This window comes from Armatimonadota bacterium, from assembly GCA_013359125.1.
Taxonomy (GTDB): domain Bacteria; phylum Armatimonadota; class Fimbriimonadia; order Fimbriimonadales; family GBS-DC; genus JABWCR01.
Genome location: JABWCR010000001.1, coordinates 218,428 through 234,649, shown reverse-complemented (window position 1 = coordinate 234,649; position 16,222 = coordinate 218,428). Strand labels below are relative to the sequence as shown.

General features: G+C 58.7%; 13 protein-coding genes. 5 read left to right on the top strand and 8 right to left on the bottom strand.

The features are described from left to right. Nucleotides 1-15: 15 nt before the first annotated feature. The 3 genes from mfd to HUU60_01165 are packed head-to-tail and all read right to left on the bottom strand — an operon-like array spanning nucleotide 16 to nucleotide 5,488. Nucleotides 16-3,444, bottom strand: a complete 3,429-nt coding sequence (gene mfd, locus HUU60_01175; protein ID NUL81316.1) for a transcription-repair coupling factor — start codon at nucleotides 3,442-3,444, stop codon at nucleotides 16-18. Nucleotides 3,445-3,468: 24 nt separating this feature from the next. Beyond that, the gene (locus tag HUU60_01170) at nucleotides 3,469-4,224 is read right to left on the bottom strand and encodes a ThuA domain-containing protein (GenBank protein ID NUL81315.1); all 756 of its coding nucleotides are present in this window, start codon (nucleotides 4,222-4,224) and stop codon (nucleotides 3,469-3,471) included. After that, nucleotides 4,172-5,488: a hypothetical protein gene (locus tag HUU60_01165; protein NUL81314.1), complete on the bottom strand. Its 1,317-nt coding sequence runs from the start codon at nucleotides 5,486-5,488 to the stop codon at nucleotides 4,172-4,174. Before HUU60_01165 ends, HUU60_01170 begins: the two co-directional genes overlap by 53 nt. A 205-nt stretch (nucleotides 5,489-5,693) precedes the next feature. On the opposite strand from HUU60_01165, the gene HUU60_01160 reads away from it, so the two are divergent. From HUU60_01160 to HUU60_01150, 3 genes are read left to right on the top strand one after another with little or no spacing between them, the layout of a single operon-like run. Then, a complete protein-coding gene (locus HUU60_01160) occupies nucleotides 5,694-6,755 on the top strand; it encodes an NDP-sugar synthase (protein NUL81313.1) in 1,062 nt (353 codons plus the stop codon). Between the two features lie 39 nt (nucleotides 6,756-6,794). Further along, on the top strand, nucleotides 6,795-7,664 hold the full coding sequence (locus tag HUU60_01155; GenBank protein ID NUL81312.1) for a hypothetical protein: 870 nt from the start codon (nucleotides 6,795-6,797) through the stop codon (nucleotides 7,662-7,664). 28 nt (nucleotides 7,665-7,692) lie between these two features. After that, nucleotides 7,693-9,036: a diguanylate cyclase gene (locus tag HUU60_01150; GenBank protein ID NUL81311.1), complete on the top strand. Its 1,344-nt coding sequence runs from the start codon at nucleotides 7,693-7,695 to the stop codon at nucleotides 9,034-9,036. Here the strand turns inward: HUU60_01150 and HUU60_01145 are convergent. Beyond that, a complete protein-coding gene (locus HUU60_01145) occupies nucleotides 8,990-9,775 on the bottom strand; it encodes a ribonuclease H-like domain-containing protein (protein ID NUL81310.1) in 786 nt (261 codons plus the stop codon). The genes HUU60_01150 and HUU60_01145 overlap by 47 nt on opposite strands. A gap of 39 nt (nucleotides 9,776-9,814) precedes the next feature. Between HUU60_01145 and HUU60_01140 the strand changes: the two genes are divergently transcribed. Further along, the gene (locus HUU60_01140; protein ID NUL81309.1) at nucleotides 9,815-12,073 is read left to right on the top strand and encodes a hypothetical protein; all 2,259 of its coding nucleotides are present in this window, start codon (nucleotides 9,815-9,817) and stop codon (nucleotides 12,071-12,073) included. Here the strand turns inward: HUU60_01140 and HUU60_01135 are convergent. Genes HUU60_01135 through ilvE form a run of 4 tightly spaced genes read right to left on the bottom strand, consistent with a single transcriptional unit; the run spans nucleotide 12,059 to nucleotide 15,091 of the window. Further along, nucleotides 12,059-13,084 (bottom strand): M20/M25/M40 family metallo-hydrolase, encoded by a 1,026-nt coding sequence (locus HUU60_01135; protein ID NUL81308.1) that lies wholly within the window; start codon nucleotides 13,082-13,084, stop codon nucleotides 12,059-12,061. The genes HUU60_01140 and HUU60_01135 overlap by 15 nt on opposite strands. Next, on the bottom strand, nucleotides 13,081-13,971 hold the full coding sequence (locus tag HUU60_01130) for a D-cysteine desulfhydrase family protein (protein NUL81307.1): 891 nt from the start codon (nucleotides 13,969-13,971) through the stop codon (nucleotides 13,081-13,083). The genes HUU60_01135 and HUU60_01130 overlap by 4 nt, the downstream gene beginning before the upstream one ends. Further along, nucleotides 13,968-14,213, bottom strand: a complete 246-nt coding sequence (locus tag HUU60_01125; GenBank protein NUL81306.1) for a hypothetical protein — start codon at nucleotides 14,211-14,213, stop codon at nucleotides 13,968-13,970. The genes HUU60_01130 and HUU60_01125 overlap by 4 nt, the downstream gene beginning before the upstream one ends. Next, complete coding sequence (ilvE, locus tag HUU60_01120; protein NUL81305.1) at nucleotides 14,210-15,091, bottom strand: branched-chain-amino-acid transaminase; 882 nt, start codon at nucleotides 15,089-15,091, stop codon at nucleotides 14,210-14,212. Before ilvE ends, HUU60_01125 begins: the two co-directional genes overlap by 4 nt. A gap of 94 nt (nucleotides 15,092-15,185) precedes the next feature. On the opposite strand from ilvE, the gene HUU60_01115 reads away from it, so the two are divergent. Beyond that, nucleotides 15,186-16,151, top strand: a complete 966-nt coding sequence (locus tag HUU60_01115; GenBank protein NUL81304.1) for a substrate-binding domain-containing protein — start codon at nucleotides 15,186-15,188, stop codon at nucleotides 16,149-16,151. The last annotated feature ends 71 nt before the right edge of the window (nucleotides 16,152-16,222 follow it).

Below are 16,222 nucleotides of genomic sequence, written 5' to 3'. Positions count from 1 at the left end.
AATCGATATACCGCCTCACGTCGCAGGCTCCGTTAGCGCGGTCAAGATCAGTTTGATCGCTTCGGGCAGATCGGCGGGTTTGAGCGCGGTTATGCTGTCTGGCGTCGCCCGAAGTCCCTTGAAGCGCTTTTGCAGTTCGATCTGCCTCTTGGCCGGCAGGCGGTGCGTTGCTTTCAATTCGATCTCGATTTTGTACCGGTCGCCGGCGATCTTTGCGACGCCTACGGCGTATGCCAGGAGCCTCAAGTTCATCGCCCTTGCCAGAGCCTTGACGGGCGTCGGCGGCGGGCCGTATCGATCTCGAATCTCCCGCTTCAAGTCGTCCAACTCTTGCTCGTTCGTTACTCCTGCCAATCGTTTGTAGTACCAAAGCCGCTGGGCGTCGTCTTTGATGTAATCCTTGGGGATGTAGGCGTTCAGCGGGATCTCAAGCGTCGGTAATTCGGTCGTCAAAGCCTGATCGAGCGAGACCGCCTCGCCGCCGCGCTTGAGCCTGCGAATCTCCTCGCGCAGCATGGTCTGATAGAGTTCGAACCCGACCATCCGCACCGCGCCGTGCTGCTCGCTGCCCAACAGATTGCCCGCGCCGCGAATCTCTAAGTCGCGCATCGCCAGCGCAAATCCAGAGCCCAAGTGACTGAACTCCTTCAGCGCTTCTAACCTGTCAAAGGCCGCGTCTGTCAGTTTCTGCCCCGGTCGATAAAGAAAGTAGGCGTACGCCTGCCGATCGCTCCGTCCTACGCGCCCGCGCAATTGATAAAGCTGGGACAGGCCGAACTTGTCTGCCTGATCGACGATCAGCGTGTTAACATTTGGGATGTCCAGCCCGTTTTCGATGATCGTGGTGCAGACCAGCGCATCGAACTCTCGGCGATAGAACGCCAGCATGATCGATTCCATCTCCTCTGCCGGCATTTGGCCATGAGCGATCTCGATGCGACAATGGGGCGCCAGTTGGCGAAGTTTTTCCGCAATGTGGGGGAGCGCGCTGACTCGATTGTGCACATAGAAAATCTGTCCATCCCTCTGGAGCTCCCGCAGCACGGCCTCCCGCACCAGCCAATCGGCGTGGGGCTGTACGTGGGTGCGGATCGGCATCCTGCCAGGCGGCGGGTCGGAAATCAGGCTCATATCCCGTATCTCGGTCAGAGCCATGTAGAGCGTGCGCGGAATCGGCGTTGCGGTGAGCGTCATCACATCCACCGTCGCCCGCAATTGTTTGAACTTCTCCTTTTGCATCACTCCAAATCGCTGCTCCTCGTCGATGATCACAAGGCCCAGGTTCTTAAATGCGATGTCCTTTGACAGCAAACGATGCGTGCCTACTACCAAATCGACCGCTCCGGCATGGATCGCCTGCACGATCGGCTTCTGATTCTTCGCGCTGATCAAACGGCTCAGCAGTTCGACACGAATCGGGTAGGCCCCGAACCGTTCGGTAAAGGTCTGCCAATGCTGATAGGCCAGCACGGTCGTCGGGCAGAGCACGGCCACTTGGCGTCCTTCCTGCAGCGCTTTGAACGCGGCTCGAACGGCGACTTCCGTCTTGCCAAAGCCCACATCGCCGCAAACCAGTCGATCCATCGGATGCGGCGCCATCATGTCGCTCTTGGTCTCGACAATCGCGTTCATCTGGCCGGGCGTCTCCGTATAGGGGAACGCCAGTTCCATCTCCTGTTGCCAAGGCGTGTCTGGTCCGCACGATGGTCGGGTCGCCTTCTCTCGCCGAGCGTAGATAGCGACCAATTCGCCCGCAATCTCCTGCGCCTTCTTTCTAGCAGTCGCGACGGCCTTGGCCCAAGCCAGACTGTTAAGGCGGCGAATTTCGGGCGGTTTGTCGTCTGCAGCGTAGTACTTTTGAACGCGGTCCAACTGGTCGGACGGCACGTAGATCTTGTCCGGAGGAGCGTAGTCGATGTGCAGATACTCCTTCGTAACGCCGTCTCGCTCGATCGTAACCAGCCCCCGAAACATGCCGATGCCCTGATGAATGTGCACCACATAGTCGCCTGGTTTCAAGTCGAGCACAGACGAGATCGGCACACCCTCGGTAAATCGACGGGGCGGGAGCCGCAAGCGATGGAGGTCGAACAGTTCGCCGTCGGTCAGCAGCGCCATCTTTGCCGTCTCGCAGATGAATCCGCCGCCCAAATTGCCCCTTTCTAACAGCGCGATCCGAGGTTGAAGCTCGGTCGCCTCCTCGTTGCTGATGTAAGGGATGCCTTGGTCTTGAAAGGCGCGCGCAACCCTCGTTGCCTGATCGGTCGCCACGATCAGATCGAGGCCGCTGGCTTGCCACTGCTTAACGGTGTCCAATAGCGCGGGCAGACGGCCGCGATACGATTCGAGCGACTTGGCCCCTATTTTTATGCTCTTTTTGGGCGCGAACCAATCCAACTTTCCTGAGTCCATCGCGCTCATCGCCAGGGAGGCTCGACCTTTCAACTCGGTCAACGGTCGCGCGTAGACTTCCGCGCTCATCGATGCCAGATCGTGTCTTTCTGCGCGAGAGTTGAGCGCAGCCTGCAATTCCTCCATCCAGCGCTGATAGGCAGACGCGATCAGCAACGGCTCGTCCAGACAGATCAGGCCGTCCGAAGGCATGAAGTCGATAAAACAGGTCGGGCGCTCCTCCAGCCACGGCAGATAGACCTCTAATCGATCGAACGGCAACCCTTGGTGAAGCGCGCCCAGATCGGCATGAAGCAGATCGTCCTCCACGTCCGTCCAAAGCTCTCGAATCTGCGCAGCGACTTGCGGATTTCCAAGCGGAATCTCCCTGGCGGGCGGCGCGGTCGCGCGCTCCATTGTTTTGACCGATCGCTGAGTGGAAGGCTCAAATCGTCTTAAACTCTCGATCTCGTCCCCAAAAAACTCCACTCGCACGGGCAATCCGGAGCCGAGAGGAAAGAAATCCACAATGCCGCCGCGCCGAGCAAACTGGCCTGGCAGACGCACCGGATCTTGATGCTCATAACCCGTCCAAAGAAGTCGTTTGATCAGCGCTTCCGGCTCGAGCGCTTCGCCTTTGGCAATGCGGACGGTCTGATCGCCAAACCAATCGGGGCGACCCGTGCGATGCAATGCGGCTGACACAGGAGCCACAACGACTACTGGGTCGCCGTTCTGAACTCGAGTCATCGCTTGGATCCGGTCGTTGCGGGCTTCCAGTTCGACGCCGGACGGATCGAACCAAGACGCTGCGCCAGAGGGCAGTCGAACGAGCCGATCCTCGGGAAACCCCAGTCGCAACAGCGCTGCGATCCACGTCTCGGCGCGCTCCAAGGTCGAGGCAATGATCAGCGCGGGCTTGTCGGACGAGCGGAATACTGCCGAGAAGAGAGGGGGCTTGGCTTCTTGGCAAAGATCGGCCCACTCGGTCGGAGCGCCGGGGGGTTCGAGTTCTAATCTTTGCCGCAGGGCTTCCAGCCAATTGGCGGCCATGCAAAGGAGAGTCTACCCGTTTCGCTATCGGGCCTCGTCCAAACCCAATGCCCAGCGAATGCCGCCGATCAGATGCCGCTGATACTCGGGCTTCTCCCATACGTCGGGCCGATGCCCGAGCGCAGTGTAAAAAACCCGACCGCTGCCATAGGCGCGCGTCCAGGCCAAGAGGTGATCGCCAGGCTGATTGGCTTGCGGCGAGCCGTCGTCCGGATAGTTATCGAGCGAGAGCAGAACGGTTACGTTCTTGCGATTGTTCTCAGTCATGATGTATATCTCGTCGAACAAGGTCCAAGATTGGCCAAGATGGCGCACGGCAGGATGGTTGGGCTGCTCCACCTTCATCTCCACCGTGCACTGCTTGCCGTGCGTCTTGAACTCGCCGCCGATCATCTCGATAAACTCTTTGCGATTGTGATAGGTGTCTGTGGCCGAATGCACGCCAATAAACGCCTTGCCCGATTTGATCCAAGCCAGGAACGCGTTCAGATCGGGAATGCCCAGATCGCCGGTAGTGTTCAAAAAGAAAACGCCGTCGAACCGCTTAAGGCCTTCTGGGGTCAGCATCGTCTTGACGTCCTCGCCGTCTCGGCAATACTCGACCTCAAAATCGCCGTCGCCCGCTCCTATTTGCTTGACGATCGGTTCGCCGACTTTGATCGAGTCGGCATGACGAAAGCCAGTCGTGTGCGTTACGACCAAGATGCGTTTCTTCTGCGACGCCGCGTCAATCGTGCTCAAGATCGCTCCTAATGCCGCTATCGCTATCAATGTGTTCATTCGTTGCCTCCGATTTCTCACTTGGTTCGACGCCCGGCCAGAATGCCCTGCCCGTCAAGATCGAAAAGCCCATCAAGGCCCAGCCCATATCGAGCGCGAGCCGTCCGATTTGAGGCAGCAAATGGTAATGCTCGAAACTGTGCAGGAAGCTCATGGGCAAAAGCGTTACAGCGTGCCAAAGGAACCACCAACCAAACCAAGCGCGGCGCCTCAAGGCGATGGCAATGGCCGCGATCCCGCTCGCCATTAGCAACAGGCTGCGCCACGGTTGGGGCGACAAGAGCATATAGGGCGACGGCTCGATGCTGCGCCAGAAGTTCCACTCGGCCGCGGGAGGAAAGAGATCGCCTAGATAACTGGCCGCCCAAGCGATCGGGCTGCTGCGCATCTGCTGCTTCTGATAGTCGCTGGTCTCCGTTTGGACCAACGATAGCCTAAGAACGATGTATAAGGCGCACATCATCGCGACGCCGATTGCGATCCGTCCTCCTTTCGGCATCTTGAACGCGGCATAGAGGCAGACGACCGGCGCAAGAAAGAGCGGCTGTTCGTAAGCGCCCAAGCCCAACAAAAAGAACGCCAAGCCGATTGCGATGCGACGTTCTAGAAGCGCTGCCAACGACCAGACAGAAAAAGCCGTCGCCAAAAGCGCCGTGCGCGATGGCGTCCATGCGATCAGCCTCCCAAACTCCATCGTCGTCATTCGATCGATGCCGTAGCCTAAGGCCAACGCCGCGCCGACAAACAGTAATAGAGACTGACCTCCCGTTAGGTGGCGGGTCTGAAGCTGGCTCCATGCGACCCCCGACGTTCGGGCATTCCCAATAGAAACCGCCACAACCGTTGCCAGGGCCGCCCACGAACCAACGACCAAGGGCACGGCCGAGCACATCTGAAGCATGAGCCAAATCGGAATCGACCATTGCAGACGCACAGGCACGGGCAACACCGCCAGCATCCGCCAGACGCCTAACCCGATCGCTATACAAAGCAGCCAGTTGGTCAGCCGAAAGCCCCAAGCCGTCTCGCCATAGATCGAGTAGTCGAGCAACAGCGAAAGACAGGTCGTCGGGCGATAGAAGCCGTTCTGCAAGAACCAGTCGCCAGTGAGCCATTGCCATGCGCCCGACCATCCGCCCGAATCGCGCATCGCGTCCAGCATGGCGGCCGTATCGGAGTCCAGGCGCAGAGAGCCTTCGACAAAAACTTGGCTGATGCCAGGCACGGAGGCTGCCAAGATCGCTAACGCTGGCCAATAGCGCATGTGGCATAGGTTACCCTCATGCGCGAACGGCTTTTTGAAAATTTGTAGCACAACTTTGAGTTCGAATCGAGGGATCGCGAATTCTGCGATTAGCCCCCCAATCCTTACCTGAACTCTAAGGATTTTTGCGAGGCTTTCCGATAATCAACGGTACCCCTGGGGCTGAAACGAACCGTGAATCTTGGGGAATAAAGGAGGCCTATCGATGCAAGCAGTCGTTCTCGCCGGCGGCCGCGGTACTCGTCTTTATCCGCTCACTCGCTCCACGCCGAAACCCCTTGTAACGCTCTTCGACCGACCCGTGCTGGACCACACGCTGAGCCTTCTCAAACGGCACGGCATCGACAACATCGGCATGACGGTCTCTTATCAGGCGGAGCGGATCATCGAGCACTGCGGATCGGGAGAGCGCTGGAACGCTTGCATCGAATACAGCCTTGAAGAGTCTCCTTTGGGCACGGCCGGCAGCCTCAAGCCCTTTCAAGAGAAGTTGACAGACACCTTTATCGTCGTCAGCGGCGATGGGGTAACCGACTTTGACCTTACCGAGGCTATTGCCTGGCACAAGGCTAAGGGCGCACTATCCACGCTTCTCCTAAAGCCGGTCGAAGACCCATCCGAGTACGGCATTGTGGAGACGGACGCGCACGATCGCGTCATTCGCTTTATCGAGAAGCCCCAGCCAAGCGAAGCGTTCTCGACCGTGGCCAACACCGGGATCTATATCTTCGAGCCAGAAATCTTAGACTTCATCCCGAACGACCGGCCGTTCGACTTCAGCCGCAATCTCTTCCCTTCGCTGTTATCGCAGGATTACGGGCTGTATGGCAAACCGATGGACGGCTATTGGTGCGACATCGGCAATCTGAGCAGCTATCGACAGGTGCATTTTGACGCTCTGATGGGCCGGCTCAATCTGCCTTGGGGGTTTGGGCCTTCGGACAACGGCGTCTGGATCCACCCCGAGGCAGAGGTCTCGAACGAAGCGCGCATCGATGGTCCGATCTATGTAGGCCGGGGCGCCTCGGTCGGACGAGGAGCCTCCCTCGGACGATTCACCGTTCTGGGCGAAAACTCTCAGGTTCACGATCACGCGATCTTGAGCGCGAGCATCGTCGGCTCGCAGGCCACGATCGGCGCGCAAAGCCGTCTGCACGGATGCGTAATCGGACGCCAGGCACAAGTCGAGCCGTCCGAGCAGATTCAATGGAGCCTGCTGCTGCACGACCTCGAACACCCGCTTTCGCCCGAATTGATTGCGGCCTGACGGCAGGATTCTGCCATCTTCGCGTCTAATACTATCGTCGTGCAAGGCTGGGGTCGGTTTGTTCTGCTCGCCCTGGGCGCAATTTTGGCGTCTGGTTGCGGCAGAGGCAAAGCAACGCCAGAACCCTATCAGTTCGCTTTATTGACCGATCGTCCAGACGGAATCTATTGGCAACGGGTCGAGCAGGGATTTCGGCGCGGATTAGCGTCTTTTCGTGTTAAAATAGAGCGGTATTATCCGTCTGACGGCGGGTCGATCGAGCGCGACGCAGGGGGGTTGTCCGGTATCGTCGCAATGTTGCAACCGGGCAGCGAGAGTTTGGATCTTCTGTCAAAACTTTCGTCGGTCGGCGTGCCAGTAGCGCTGGTGGGCGGCGATCTGCCCGGCGCGGTGAGGGCTTGCGTCGTTAGGCCAAACTACTTTGCGATCGGCAGAGAGGCGGCCGGCGATTTGATCGCCGCGGGCGCTAGGACGATCACGATCGCAGGGTCGTACGATCCGCCTGGCGCAATGAAGGAGTTGGCAAACGGATTGTTCGCGGCTGGTCGTTCGGATGCGAGAATCCGCGTGATAGAAAAGGAAACGAACAAAAAAGAAGAAATCTCGAACATTGTAAAGGAAGTTGGTCGAGAAGGTCGAAATGGTCTTTTCCTCGTGGGCCGAGAGGCCGTCGAGGAGTTTCAAAAGAGCGCTGACGCGAGCGGGAGCTTGCCGGTGGCGGCCATAACGGCAGACACCGAGCAGGCCAAGCTGCTGGATACCGGACGGTATCGGCTGTTGCTAATCGACAACGCCGAAAACGCGGGATATCGAGCCGCGAGGCTCCTTTGGGACGTCTCTCAAGGGCGGTCGAAGGTCAAGGATGAGTTGATCATTCCGATCCTGAAACTGCGACCTGTTGCCAAATAGTCGGGCTAAAGTTAAAGGAGATTGGGCAATGAACAAGGATGTAACGACGTTTGAGCCGCGACCGCCGAGCCGTCCGACGGACAAAGCGCTCACTTTTGAGACCGTTACAATGAGAAAAGTCCGCGAACTGATGCGTCCTGCCAAAGCCTGGATCGACCCGGATCAAACCGTCGAAACCGCTATCATTCTTATGCGAGGCCATCATTTAGTGGGACTCCCGGTCGTCGAGGCGGGCAAGGTGCTGGGCGTCATCGAACAGAGCGCGCTGGTAGACGCCGATCCAAGGCGGCCCATCTCAGAATACGCCGCAATGCGAGCGCCAGCGATCGACCCCGAAATGCCGGTCAAAATGGCTGCGCGCACTCTGGCGGAAGCTCGATTGTCCTGCCTGCCCGTGGTCGATGGCGACGGGCTTCAGGGCATGATCAGCGTCTTCGACCTGTTGCCCGAGATTGGCCGAAGCTATGACCCGATGACGGGTTGCCCCTGGTCGGACACTTTGAGAGAATGGTGCATCGAGCGCCTGGCGATGGGGGACGAGGTTACCGTCATCTTCTTCGACATGGACCAGTTTGGAGCCTTTAACAAGCGATACGGCCATGTAGTGGGCGACGAGGTATTGCGAATCGTGGCGAACGTGATCCAGGCCGAAGTCGATCAAAAGATCGAACTCCTGTGCCGCTATGGCGGCGACGAGTTCGCAATGGCCACGCTTAGGCGAAGCGAAGAAGCGGGGCTATTGGCTCATCAGATCGTGCGCCTAATCTCGGCGATCCGACTGCCCGAAGTCGACATGCCCATCTCGATCACTTATGGCTATCACGGCGGCAAGCGCACCCGCGAGAGAGAGCACGTCCACTATGCCGCAACCGTCGACAACCTGATCAACCTGGCCTCTCGACACTGCCTGGAAGCCAAGGGCCTACAATCGACCGGCCCGCAGATGGCTCTGCCCTTGCAGGATCCGTCGATGGCCGAACAGAGGGTCCGTCTTCAAGGCCTGAACTTTGTTCGAGACGGACATTCCGCCAAAGTACAGGTTCGGCTGGGGGCGGCGGACGAGACAGCCTATGGCGCCGCGGAAGGCACTCGCGATCCGATGGAGCTAGTGGCCGAAGCGACTTTGAACGCCTTGAGCAAGCTGTTGCCCCAGGGCCATACGCTCACCCTCAACGAAGTCGCCGTCAGCGAGATGGGTACCGGTCGAGCGCTGGCTAACGTGGTGATCCATTGGCAGGGGCCGGACGCTCAAAAAGAGCTGGTGGGTGCGGCGCTGGCGACCGAAGACCGCTACCGAGCCGTGGCGATGGCCGCCTTGGACGCGATCAATCGGCCGCTGAGCGCGAATCTGATACCGCCGCATCGGCCTTAACCCGCCGAGCGATCGCGTCATAGCCGGTATCGGCTCTCAGCTTCTTGTAGGCTTTTTTCATGAGTACGGCCAGATTCGCACAGTCGTCATAGTTGTACTTTAGCAGCAGGTCCAAGGCGCCGCGCTTGCCGTCGATGTGGTCTTGCCAGAGCCGGATGGCGGCCCGACCGTCCAAGCCGTCCACATCGCCATCGCGATAAATGCCCATCAGCCGTTCCACCTTCTTCAGCCCGCCCTTGTAGCCCAGCCGCCTTAGTACGGGACAAAGGTCGATGTGAACCTGATCGAAGAAAACCGACGGAAAGTTGCGCTGAATCATGGGCAGGTCGAAGTTCTCGCCAAAGTAGGTTACAATCAGGTCGTACTGCTCGATATCGCGGCGAAAGTCGTTCAGATTGTCTCCCAAAACGTACTGATGCATTTCGAAGCCGTCGAACACCCCGATCACGGTGATCAACGTCCTCCCGTCTGTCTCGATGTCGAGATAAGCGGTCTTCTCGCCAAACTCGTCGAACGCTCTCCATCGATAGGCAGAAGGCAGGCGGCGCGAAAAGAAGGTCCGATCTTTTTCATCCAATGCCGCGATAGAGCCTTCGATCTCGCTTTTGATCGCGGCCTCGTCCGGCACGTCATATGGACCCCGAAGAAACTCTTCCCAGGTTAGCGCGCCCTGACGCCAGAGATTCCGCTCCAGACGAGCATCGGCCCCAACAGCATGGAGAAAGGTGCTTCTGAGCATGATACAGAAGTCTACCCTTTAGGGGGTAGACTTTCGGCCATGCGGTTTGTCTGGCTTTTGTGCGTTTCGGTTTTCATTGGGCAAGGCCAACCCCCTGCTCACACCATGCGCGGCGCTCCGTTGCCTGTGCGCTTTGTCAAAATCGAGCCTCAGGCGATGAGCGCAAAGCCAAGTCTATTGACAAACGGCAGTTTCGAGATTGGCGACGAGGCTCCCGAAGGATGGACATTCAGCGCGCGCGGATCAGGCGTTCGAATTGAGTGGGAAACGGCCTCTCCGGTGCACGGCCAGCGAGCCTTAAAGTTCGCAAACGACCGTTCGACCGGCGTTCGCGCTATCGCCCATTTGACGCTGGATAGCCCGCTGACCGTGAAGCCCAAGACGACCTATTCGATCGTCTTCTGGCTTAAAACGGACGGCTTTTATCAAGGTTCGCTGACCGACGGGATCGGCGGACGTTTTCGGTCGCCGTTCGAGCACACCCAGGGCCAATGGGTTCGCAAGAGCATCGAGTACACGACGGACGACCAGCAGACGTCTTTGCCTCTTCAGTTTCAGATCGATTCGGCCACGGATGGACTGTGCGTGGACGGACTGCAGGTGTTCGAAGGCGCCCCAAGCGCCGGACAAGGCGGCAGGCTGAGCGTTGAATGGGCGATGCCGTCAGTCGTCTTCGCGCCCGACGGAAGTTGGTCGGCTGAGGCGATTATCGCGGCGACCGAAGCGGTCAAAGGCGCCGTGATTCGCGCCGGCAGCGAAGAGGGCGAACTGGCGATCCGTCCGAACATTCCTGCAGGCGTCAGCAAGCTGACCTTTGGCGGAACCGCGGATCAGTTTAAGGACTTGGAGAAGAAGCAGAGGCTCGAACTGTCCATTATCATCGGCGGCGAGGCTCTAGCGTTGGAGCGGACAGTTCGCTTCTATACAGGCTCGCAAGTCAAGGAGTTTATCAAGATGCGCGCTCCAGCCGGCGATACGAGCGACGGAGCGTTCGCTCTGTTCGCCCGCCAGGCCAAAGAGGAGGACGCGCTACTCTTGTTGCCCTTTGCGCTGCAAATGAAGGGCCATGCCGCCGCAACAGGCGAAAGAGGCGTGGTTTGGATCAGCGATCCCGAATTGACAAAAGGCGAACGGGATGCTTTAGGGCTTCTGCCGAAGCCGACCGTAACAATCACCGAGCCCAAACAGTCGTTGAGCCTTGAGAAGTGGCTTGAAGCGCGGCACAAGAGCCTCGCAACGCTCAACTTGCGCTGGGGCACAAAGCACGAAAGTTTCGAGCAGGCCGCCAAAGAGCCTCACTTGACCGACTCGACTTTGTATAGAATGGAGGCAGACGACTCTGGCCGAATTCGATTGACGGAGCCGCGCTACATCAAATCTGGCTTAGCCGCGATCGAGGGCATGGTCTCTATGCCCAACGATCGGGGAGCAACCTGGGCGGTCGGTTGGTCAAAGTTGGCCAAGCAGCTTGCCATGGCCAAAGCGTGCGGCGCTCGGCACATACTCATCGATCCTCTCGACCTGCCGGCGAAGATCGGGGACCAAGCAGAAGGGCTCTTGATGTTCCTTGCCGTGCTGGGCGCCAACGGAGCAGGCATCCGTTTTTCGTCAGGCGCAGTCAATCCGCTTGGGACGCTGGCCGTATCAAGGGCCGTTTCGGAACTGGGCCGACTTCGATCGGACGTTCGCACGCTCGGCAGCGCTCCGCCGGATGCTTATCTGCTCTATTCGCCGGTCGATGCGGCGCACGATCCAGAACGCCACGAGGCCGACTTTGAGCGCTGGTACTTAGCCCTGATAACGGCGGGATTCCGAGTGGGCATATTGACCGAACGCGCTTTGGAAGAGGGCGTAACGCCCCCAGCCGAGACAGTCATCGCTATTCCCGGCGCGCGCCGACTTTCGGACGAGGCGCTGGTGCGCCTGAATACTGCGCTGGCCAACGGAGCCAAAGCCTTGGTGCCTGAGGGCGCAGTGTTAGATCAAGACCTCTACGGGCGGGCGCGAACCCAGCGATTTGTCGGCGAAACGCTCTACCGATTGCCCAACCTGAATGCGATGGAGACGACGGCCGAGCTGCTCAAGCTGATCCGACAGACCGATGCGCGCCCGCCGGGACTGCAGGCATTCCGAACCAACGGCGAATTTGCATGGGGCGTTGTGTGCCAGACCGCGCAGAACGTCTCGTTTGTGATCAACTTAACGCAAGAGACGATCGAGGTCGATCTCAAGTCGGCGCTCGTTGATCATGGCCGCCATACGTTGAAACCGATGGAGTACCGCCTAATCCGCTGGTAGCGTTTCGATCATTGCGACCAGAAGCTTTAGCAATTCTTCGGGCGCGTCTTTATGCATGAACTCGAAACCGTGCGAGCTCTCGACCGGGATGCCGATAGTAACGCCGGAGGCCGTTGAACCCAACTCTTGGGCGATCGAAGCATCGGAGCCTGCGCGAGAGAGAAACTGCCAACGCAGATGGCAGCCGGCGCGTTCTGCCGCCTTTTCGATCCAGAACATATCTCGCGCCGGAGGAGCCGAGTGGCCGTCTTTAGCCCAAATGGTCGGCACAGGGTCTGGCACGAAGGTCGTTTCGGGAGTCGATGGGCTGATTTCGAGCGCGATGCATCGGTCGGGCAGAAGCTTATTCATCAGGTAGGCCGCGCCTTCCGCCCCGCCCTCTTCGGCTGTGGTAGCGGCAAAACAAACGCCTGGCGGAAGCGGGTCAAACCGCTCGATAGCAAAGAGCAACAATGCGACCAATGCCCGGTCGTCGATGAAGTAGGAACCAATGTACGGGCCGATCTCGCTTGCTTCTCGCCGAGTTCGAGCAAGCACGGCGCGCGAACCGGTACGAACACCCTGCCGCGACATCTCCTGAGCGCTGAGGCCGGTAAAAGCGCGCCCCAACGCCCACGTTAGCGGGCCGGTGCGCGCCTGTTGAACGGGGCTGGATGGATCCGTCGTATGGATCGAACCAAAGGAGATCCAAGCGGGCACGGCGCCCTTGCTCGTCAAGATCTCAATCGGCTGCTCGCCCCATTTCCAAGGCATCAATCCGCCCATCGGCGCTAACCTAACCCAGAAATCCTCGCTCGCATCGCTCACCATCAGCGCGATCTCGTCCATGTGCGCGGTAACCACGAGCTTTGGCCTTTCCCAATCGCCTACCAACAAATTGCCCCTCGGATCGACGACATGAGGAGTATCGGTCAACAGGCCTTTCAGATAGGCGGTCAGTTCCTCTTCTTGACCGGGCGGCGCGGGGATAGCGATCAATGCTTTGAGCAACTCCAAAAATCGCTCCGTCATAGGTCGTCAACCCCCAGGTCCGTAGCAGAATATCTGAAGATAGAGGGCGTGCCGCCCGTGTGCCAGAAGATGATACGGCCGCTCAGTTCGCCCCGTTCCAAAAGAGAAATGAGACCGGCCATGGCCTTGCCCGTATAAACGGGGTCGAGCAGAACGCCCTCTTTCTGCCACAGCAGGCGGATCGCGGCCATGCCTTCCCGCGTCGGCACGGCGTAATCTTCCCCGACAAAATCGCTGTTCAGGTTCACATCGCTCGGGTCAAAGCCTTCTACAATCTCGCAGATACGCTTTTCGGGGTCTGGGTCGCGATCTACTCGAATGCCGATCAGTTTGATTGGGGCGCCCTCAAAGCCCTTCATCAGACCGGCATAGGTTCCGCCCGACGATGAGGCCAGGACGACGGTCGCCGGATCGGTCGCATCGATCTCCTTGGCCGCCTCGACAAAGGCGCTAGCGCCGATCGCATTGGAACCGCCCAATGGAATCGCATAGGGCTTTTTACCCGCTATTCGCAGTTCGGAGGCTCGCTGGTTCATGGCAGCTTCTCGCTGATCCGGGTCGTCAACAAAGCGAACAGACGCGCCCGCCAACCGATCGAGCAAGAGGTTTGAGGTTGCCCTTCCGGGATTCGGGCCGGTTAGGAACAGTTCGCATTCGATACCCTTTTGAGCGGCGCAAGCAGCGATCACCCTGGCGTGGTTGGATTGCGTATCGCCAACGGTCAGCAGAACGTCCGACCCCTCTGCATCCTCCAGCAGTTTGGCCGCCTTGCGGGTCTTGTTGCCGCCCAGCGCAAAGCCGGTCAGGTCGTCGCGCTTGATCCAGACGTCGTGGTTGGGGAATGCCCTATCCAGCCGATGTAGCGGAGTGGGCAGGCAGAGTTTCATTGAACCTCAAAGAAGGCGTAGCAGCGAGGACAGCCGAACAGCCCGGTATGGACGATCTCGCTCCACTTGGCCTGGCAGAACGGACAAGATTCCAGGCGCTTTTTGGGAGCGCGCGCGTAAGTTGGGAGCATAACTAAATCGTTGCCGAACTCGCGCCGACTCCATTGCTTAGCGCAGGCTTCGCACAGTTCCGCTTGATGAACTCTCAAAGAGGCCGATTCGCCGCACAGGTCGCAGTTCATCCCGAGACCAGGACGCCTGCCTCCATTGCCGCCTCGTGAAAGGCCTTCATCAGCTTCTTGGTGATCGGGCCGGGCTGGCCGTCGCTGATCGGTCGTCCATCCAGCGAGACCATGGGCATCACCTCGGCCGCCGTGCCGGTCAAAAAGGCCTCGTCCGCAGAGTAGACGTCGTGGATCGTCAACACGTCCTCGCGCGTCCGATGCCCCATCTCGACCGCCATATCGAGTATTGTGTTGCGGGTGATTCCTTCCAAAATGCCGCACCAGGCTGGAGGCGTGATTAGTACCTCATCTTTGATGACGAACAGATTGTCGCCCGTGCCTTCGGCCACATAGCCCTGCGCCGTCAGCATCACGCCTTCGTCGGCGCCCTGTCTGTTCGCTTCGAGCCGGGCCTGAATGTTGCTGACGTACCGACCAATGGCCTTGACGCGAGGATCGAGCGCGTCGGGCGCGATAACGCGATTGGTGAGGGTTACGCTCTTGGCGCCCCTCTGATAGAGTTCCGGCTTAAAGAGCGCCAGGGTTGTGATCGCGATCATCAGATTGGGCGTTAGATCGATGTTGGCCGGATTAAGGCCAATCCCGGTGCCGCGAGATACGTTGACTCGAATGTAGCCCGATTCTTCTCCAGAGGCCTCGACCGTTTCGAGAATAGCGTTCCGCATTTCGCCCATTGGCATCGGCTCGCGAATGTCCAGATGGCGAACTCCGTTGTAAAGCCGCTTTAGGTGTTCGTCCAGTTTGAAAATGCGCTTATTGTAAATCCGGATTCCTTCGAAGAGGCCGTCCCCATAGAGATAGGCGTGATCGAAAGCGGGAATCGTTGCTTTTTCGACGGGCGTGATAACGCCGTTAAAGTAGACAATTTTGGACATCGATGAGACCTCCGAGAGTATAGGGTCCTTCTCATAAACTATACCCGCAAATCGGGCCGCCAGGAATGACCGCCGAGCCGCCGAATCGGTTACTATGAAACGTTGGATCGCTTTCCTGCCTCTAATGCTCATTTTGACCGGGTGCTCTACAAGCGAGAAGGCCGAAGCCCCGCAATCGAAGGAAAAGACTCATAGAATTGCGGTCGTTCCAAAAGGCACGGCGCACAGTTTTTGGCAGACGGTGTTGGCGGGCGCCGAGAAAGCCGGAAAAGAGCACGGCGCGCAGATTCTGTGGAAAGGGCCTTCGGACGAAAAGGACACTCAAGGCCAGATCGCGATCATAGAAGACTTCATCAACAGCAAGGTGGATGCGATCGTGATGGCGGCCTGCGATGCCAAGGCGCTGGTGGGAACTGTTCAAAAGGCTATGGATGCCGGCATTCCGGTCGTTACCATCGATTCGGGCGTCGATAGCGATCTGCCGCTCTCGTACGTCGCAACGGACAATGTAGAGGGCGGGCGCATAGCCGCTCGCGAGTTGGCTAAACTCATCGGCGATAAGGGCAAAGTCGGTTTGATCCCCTTCATCAAAGGCGCGCGATCGAGCGAAGAGCGCGAGAGAGGCTTTCGGGAAGGCATTGCGGAGTATCCGAATATCGTGCTTGCCGCGACGCTCTACTCTCAAAGCGCGATTTCTGAAGCGATGAAGGCGGCGGAAGATATGTTGACCAAGCACCCCGACATGGCCGGCATCTTTGCCGCCAACGAGCCGGGCGTCGTGGGAGCCAAGCGCGTGATCGAACAGCGAAAGCTCGTCGGCAAAGTGAAGCTGATCGGATTTGACGCTTCGGAAGCCGAAATTGAGGGACTGAAGTCGGGCACGGTTGACGCGCTGATCGTCCAAAGTCCCTTTAGAATGGGATATGACGGAGTCGGCGCGGCGATCAAAGCCCTGAAAAAGGAACCGTTGGAGAAACGAATCGACACCGGCGTTACGGTCGTAACGCGAGAGAACATGGAAACGCCGGAAGCGAGGGCGCTGCTCTATCCTGGAAAGTAGCGCAGAAGCCGTTGGACAGCGCTTGGCGGCGCATCGCAAGCGGATAATAGCCGCCTTCAAGGGGGAGAGCG

Bases quoted from the DNA above. Each gene is read 5' to 3' on its own strand.
- mfd (NUL81316.1), bottom strand. From the start codon at position 3,444: ATGGCCGCCAATTGGCTGGAAGCCCTGCGGCAAAGATTAGAACTCGAA.
- HUU60_01170 (NUL81315.1), bottom strand. From the start codon at position 4,224: ATGAACACATTGATAGCGATAGCGGCATTAGGAGCGATCTTGAGCACG.
- HUU60_01165 (NUL81314.1), bottom strand. From the start codon at position 5,488: ATGCGCTATTGGCCAGCGTTAGCGATCTTGGCAGCCTCCGTGCCTGGC.
- HUU60_01160 (NUL81313.1), top strand. From the start codon at position 5,694: ATGCAAGCAGTCGTTCTCGCCGGCGGCCGCGGTACTCGTCTTTATCCG.
- HUU60_01150 (NUL81311.1), top strand. From the start codon at position 7,693: ATGAACAAGGATGTAACGACGTTTGAGCCGCGACCGCCGAGCCGTCCG.
- HUU60_01145 (NUL81310.1), bottom strand. From the start codon at position 9,775: ATGCTCAGAAGCACCTTTCTCCATGCTGTTGGGGCCGATGCTCGTCTG.
- HUU60_01140 (NUL81309.1), top strand. From the start codon at position 9,815: ATGCGGTTTGTCTGGCTTTTGTGCGTTTCGGTTTTCATTGGGCAAGGC.
- HUU60_01135 (NUL81308.1), bottom strand. From the start codon at position 13,084: ATGACGGAGCGATTTTTGGAGTTGCTCAAAGCATTGATCGCTATCCCC.
- HUU60_01130 (NUL81307.1), bottom strand. From the start codon at position 13,971: ATGAAACTCTGCCTGCCCACTCCGCTACATCGGCTGGATAGGGCATTC.
- HUU60_01125 (NUL81306.1), bottom strand. From the start codon at position 14,213: ATGAACTGCGACCTGTGCGGCGAATCGGCCTCTTTGAGAGTTCATCAA.
- ilvE (NUL81305.1), bottom strand. From the start codon at position 15,091: ATGTCCAAAATTGTCTACTTTAACGGCGTTATCACGCCCGTCGAAAAA.
- HUU60_01115 (NUL81304.1), top strand. From the start codon at position 15,186: ATGAAACGTTGGATCGCTTTCCTGCCTCTAATGCTCATTTTGACCGGG.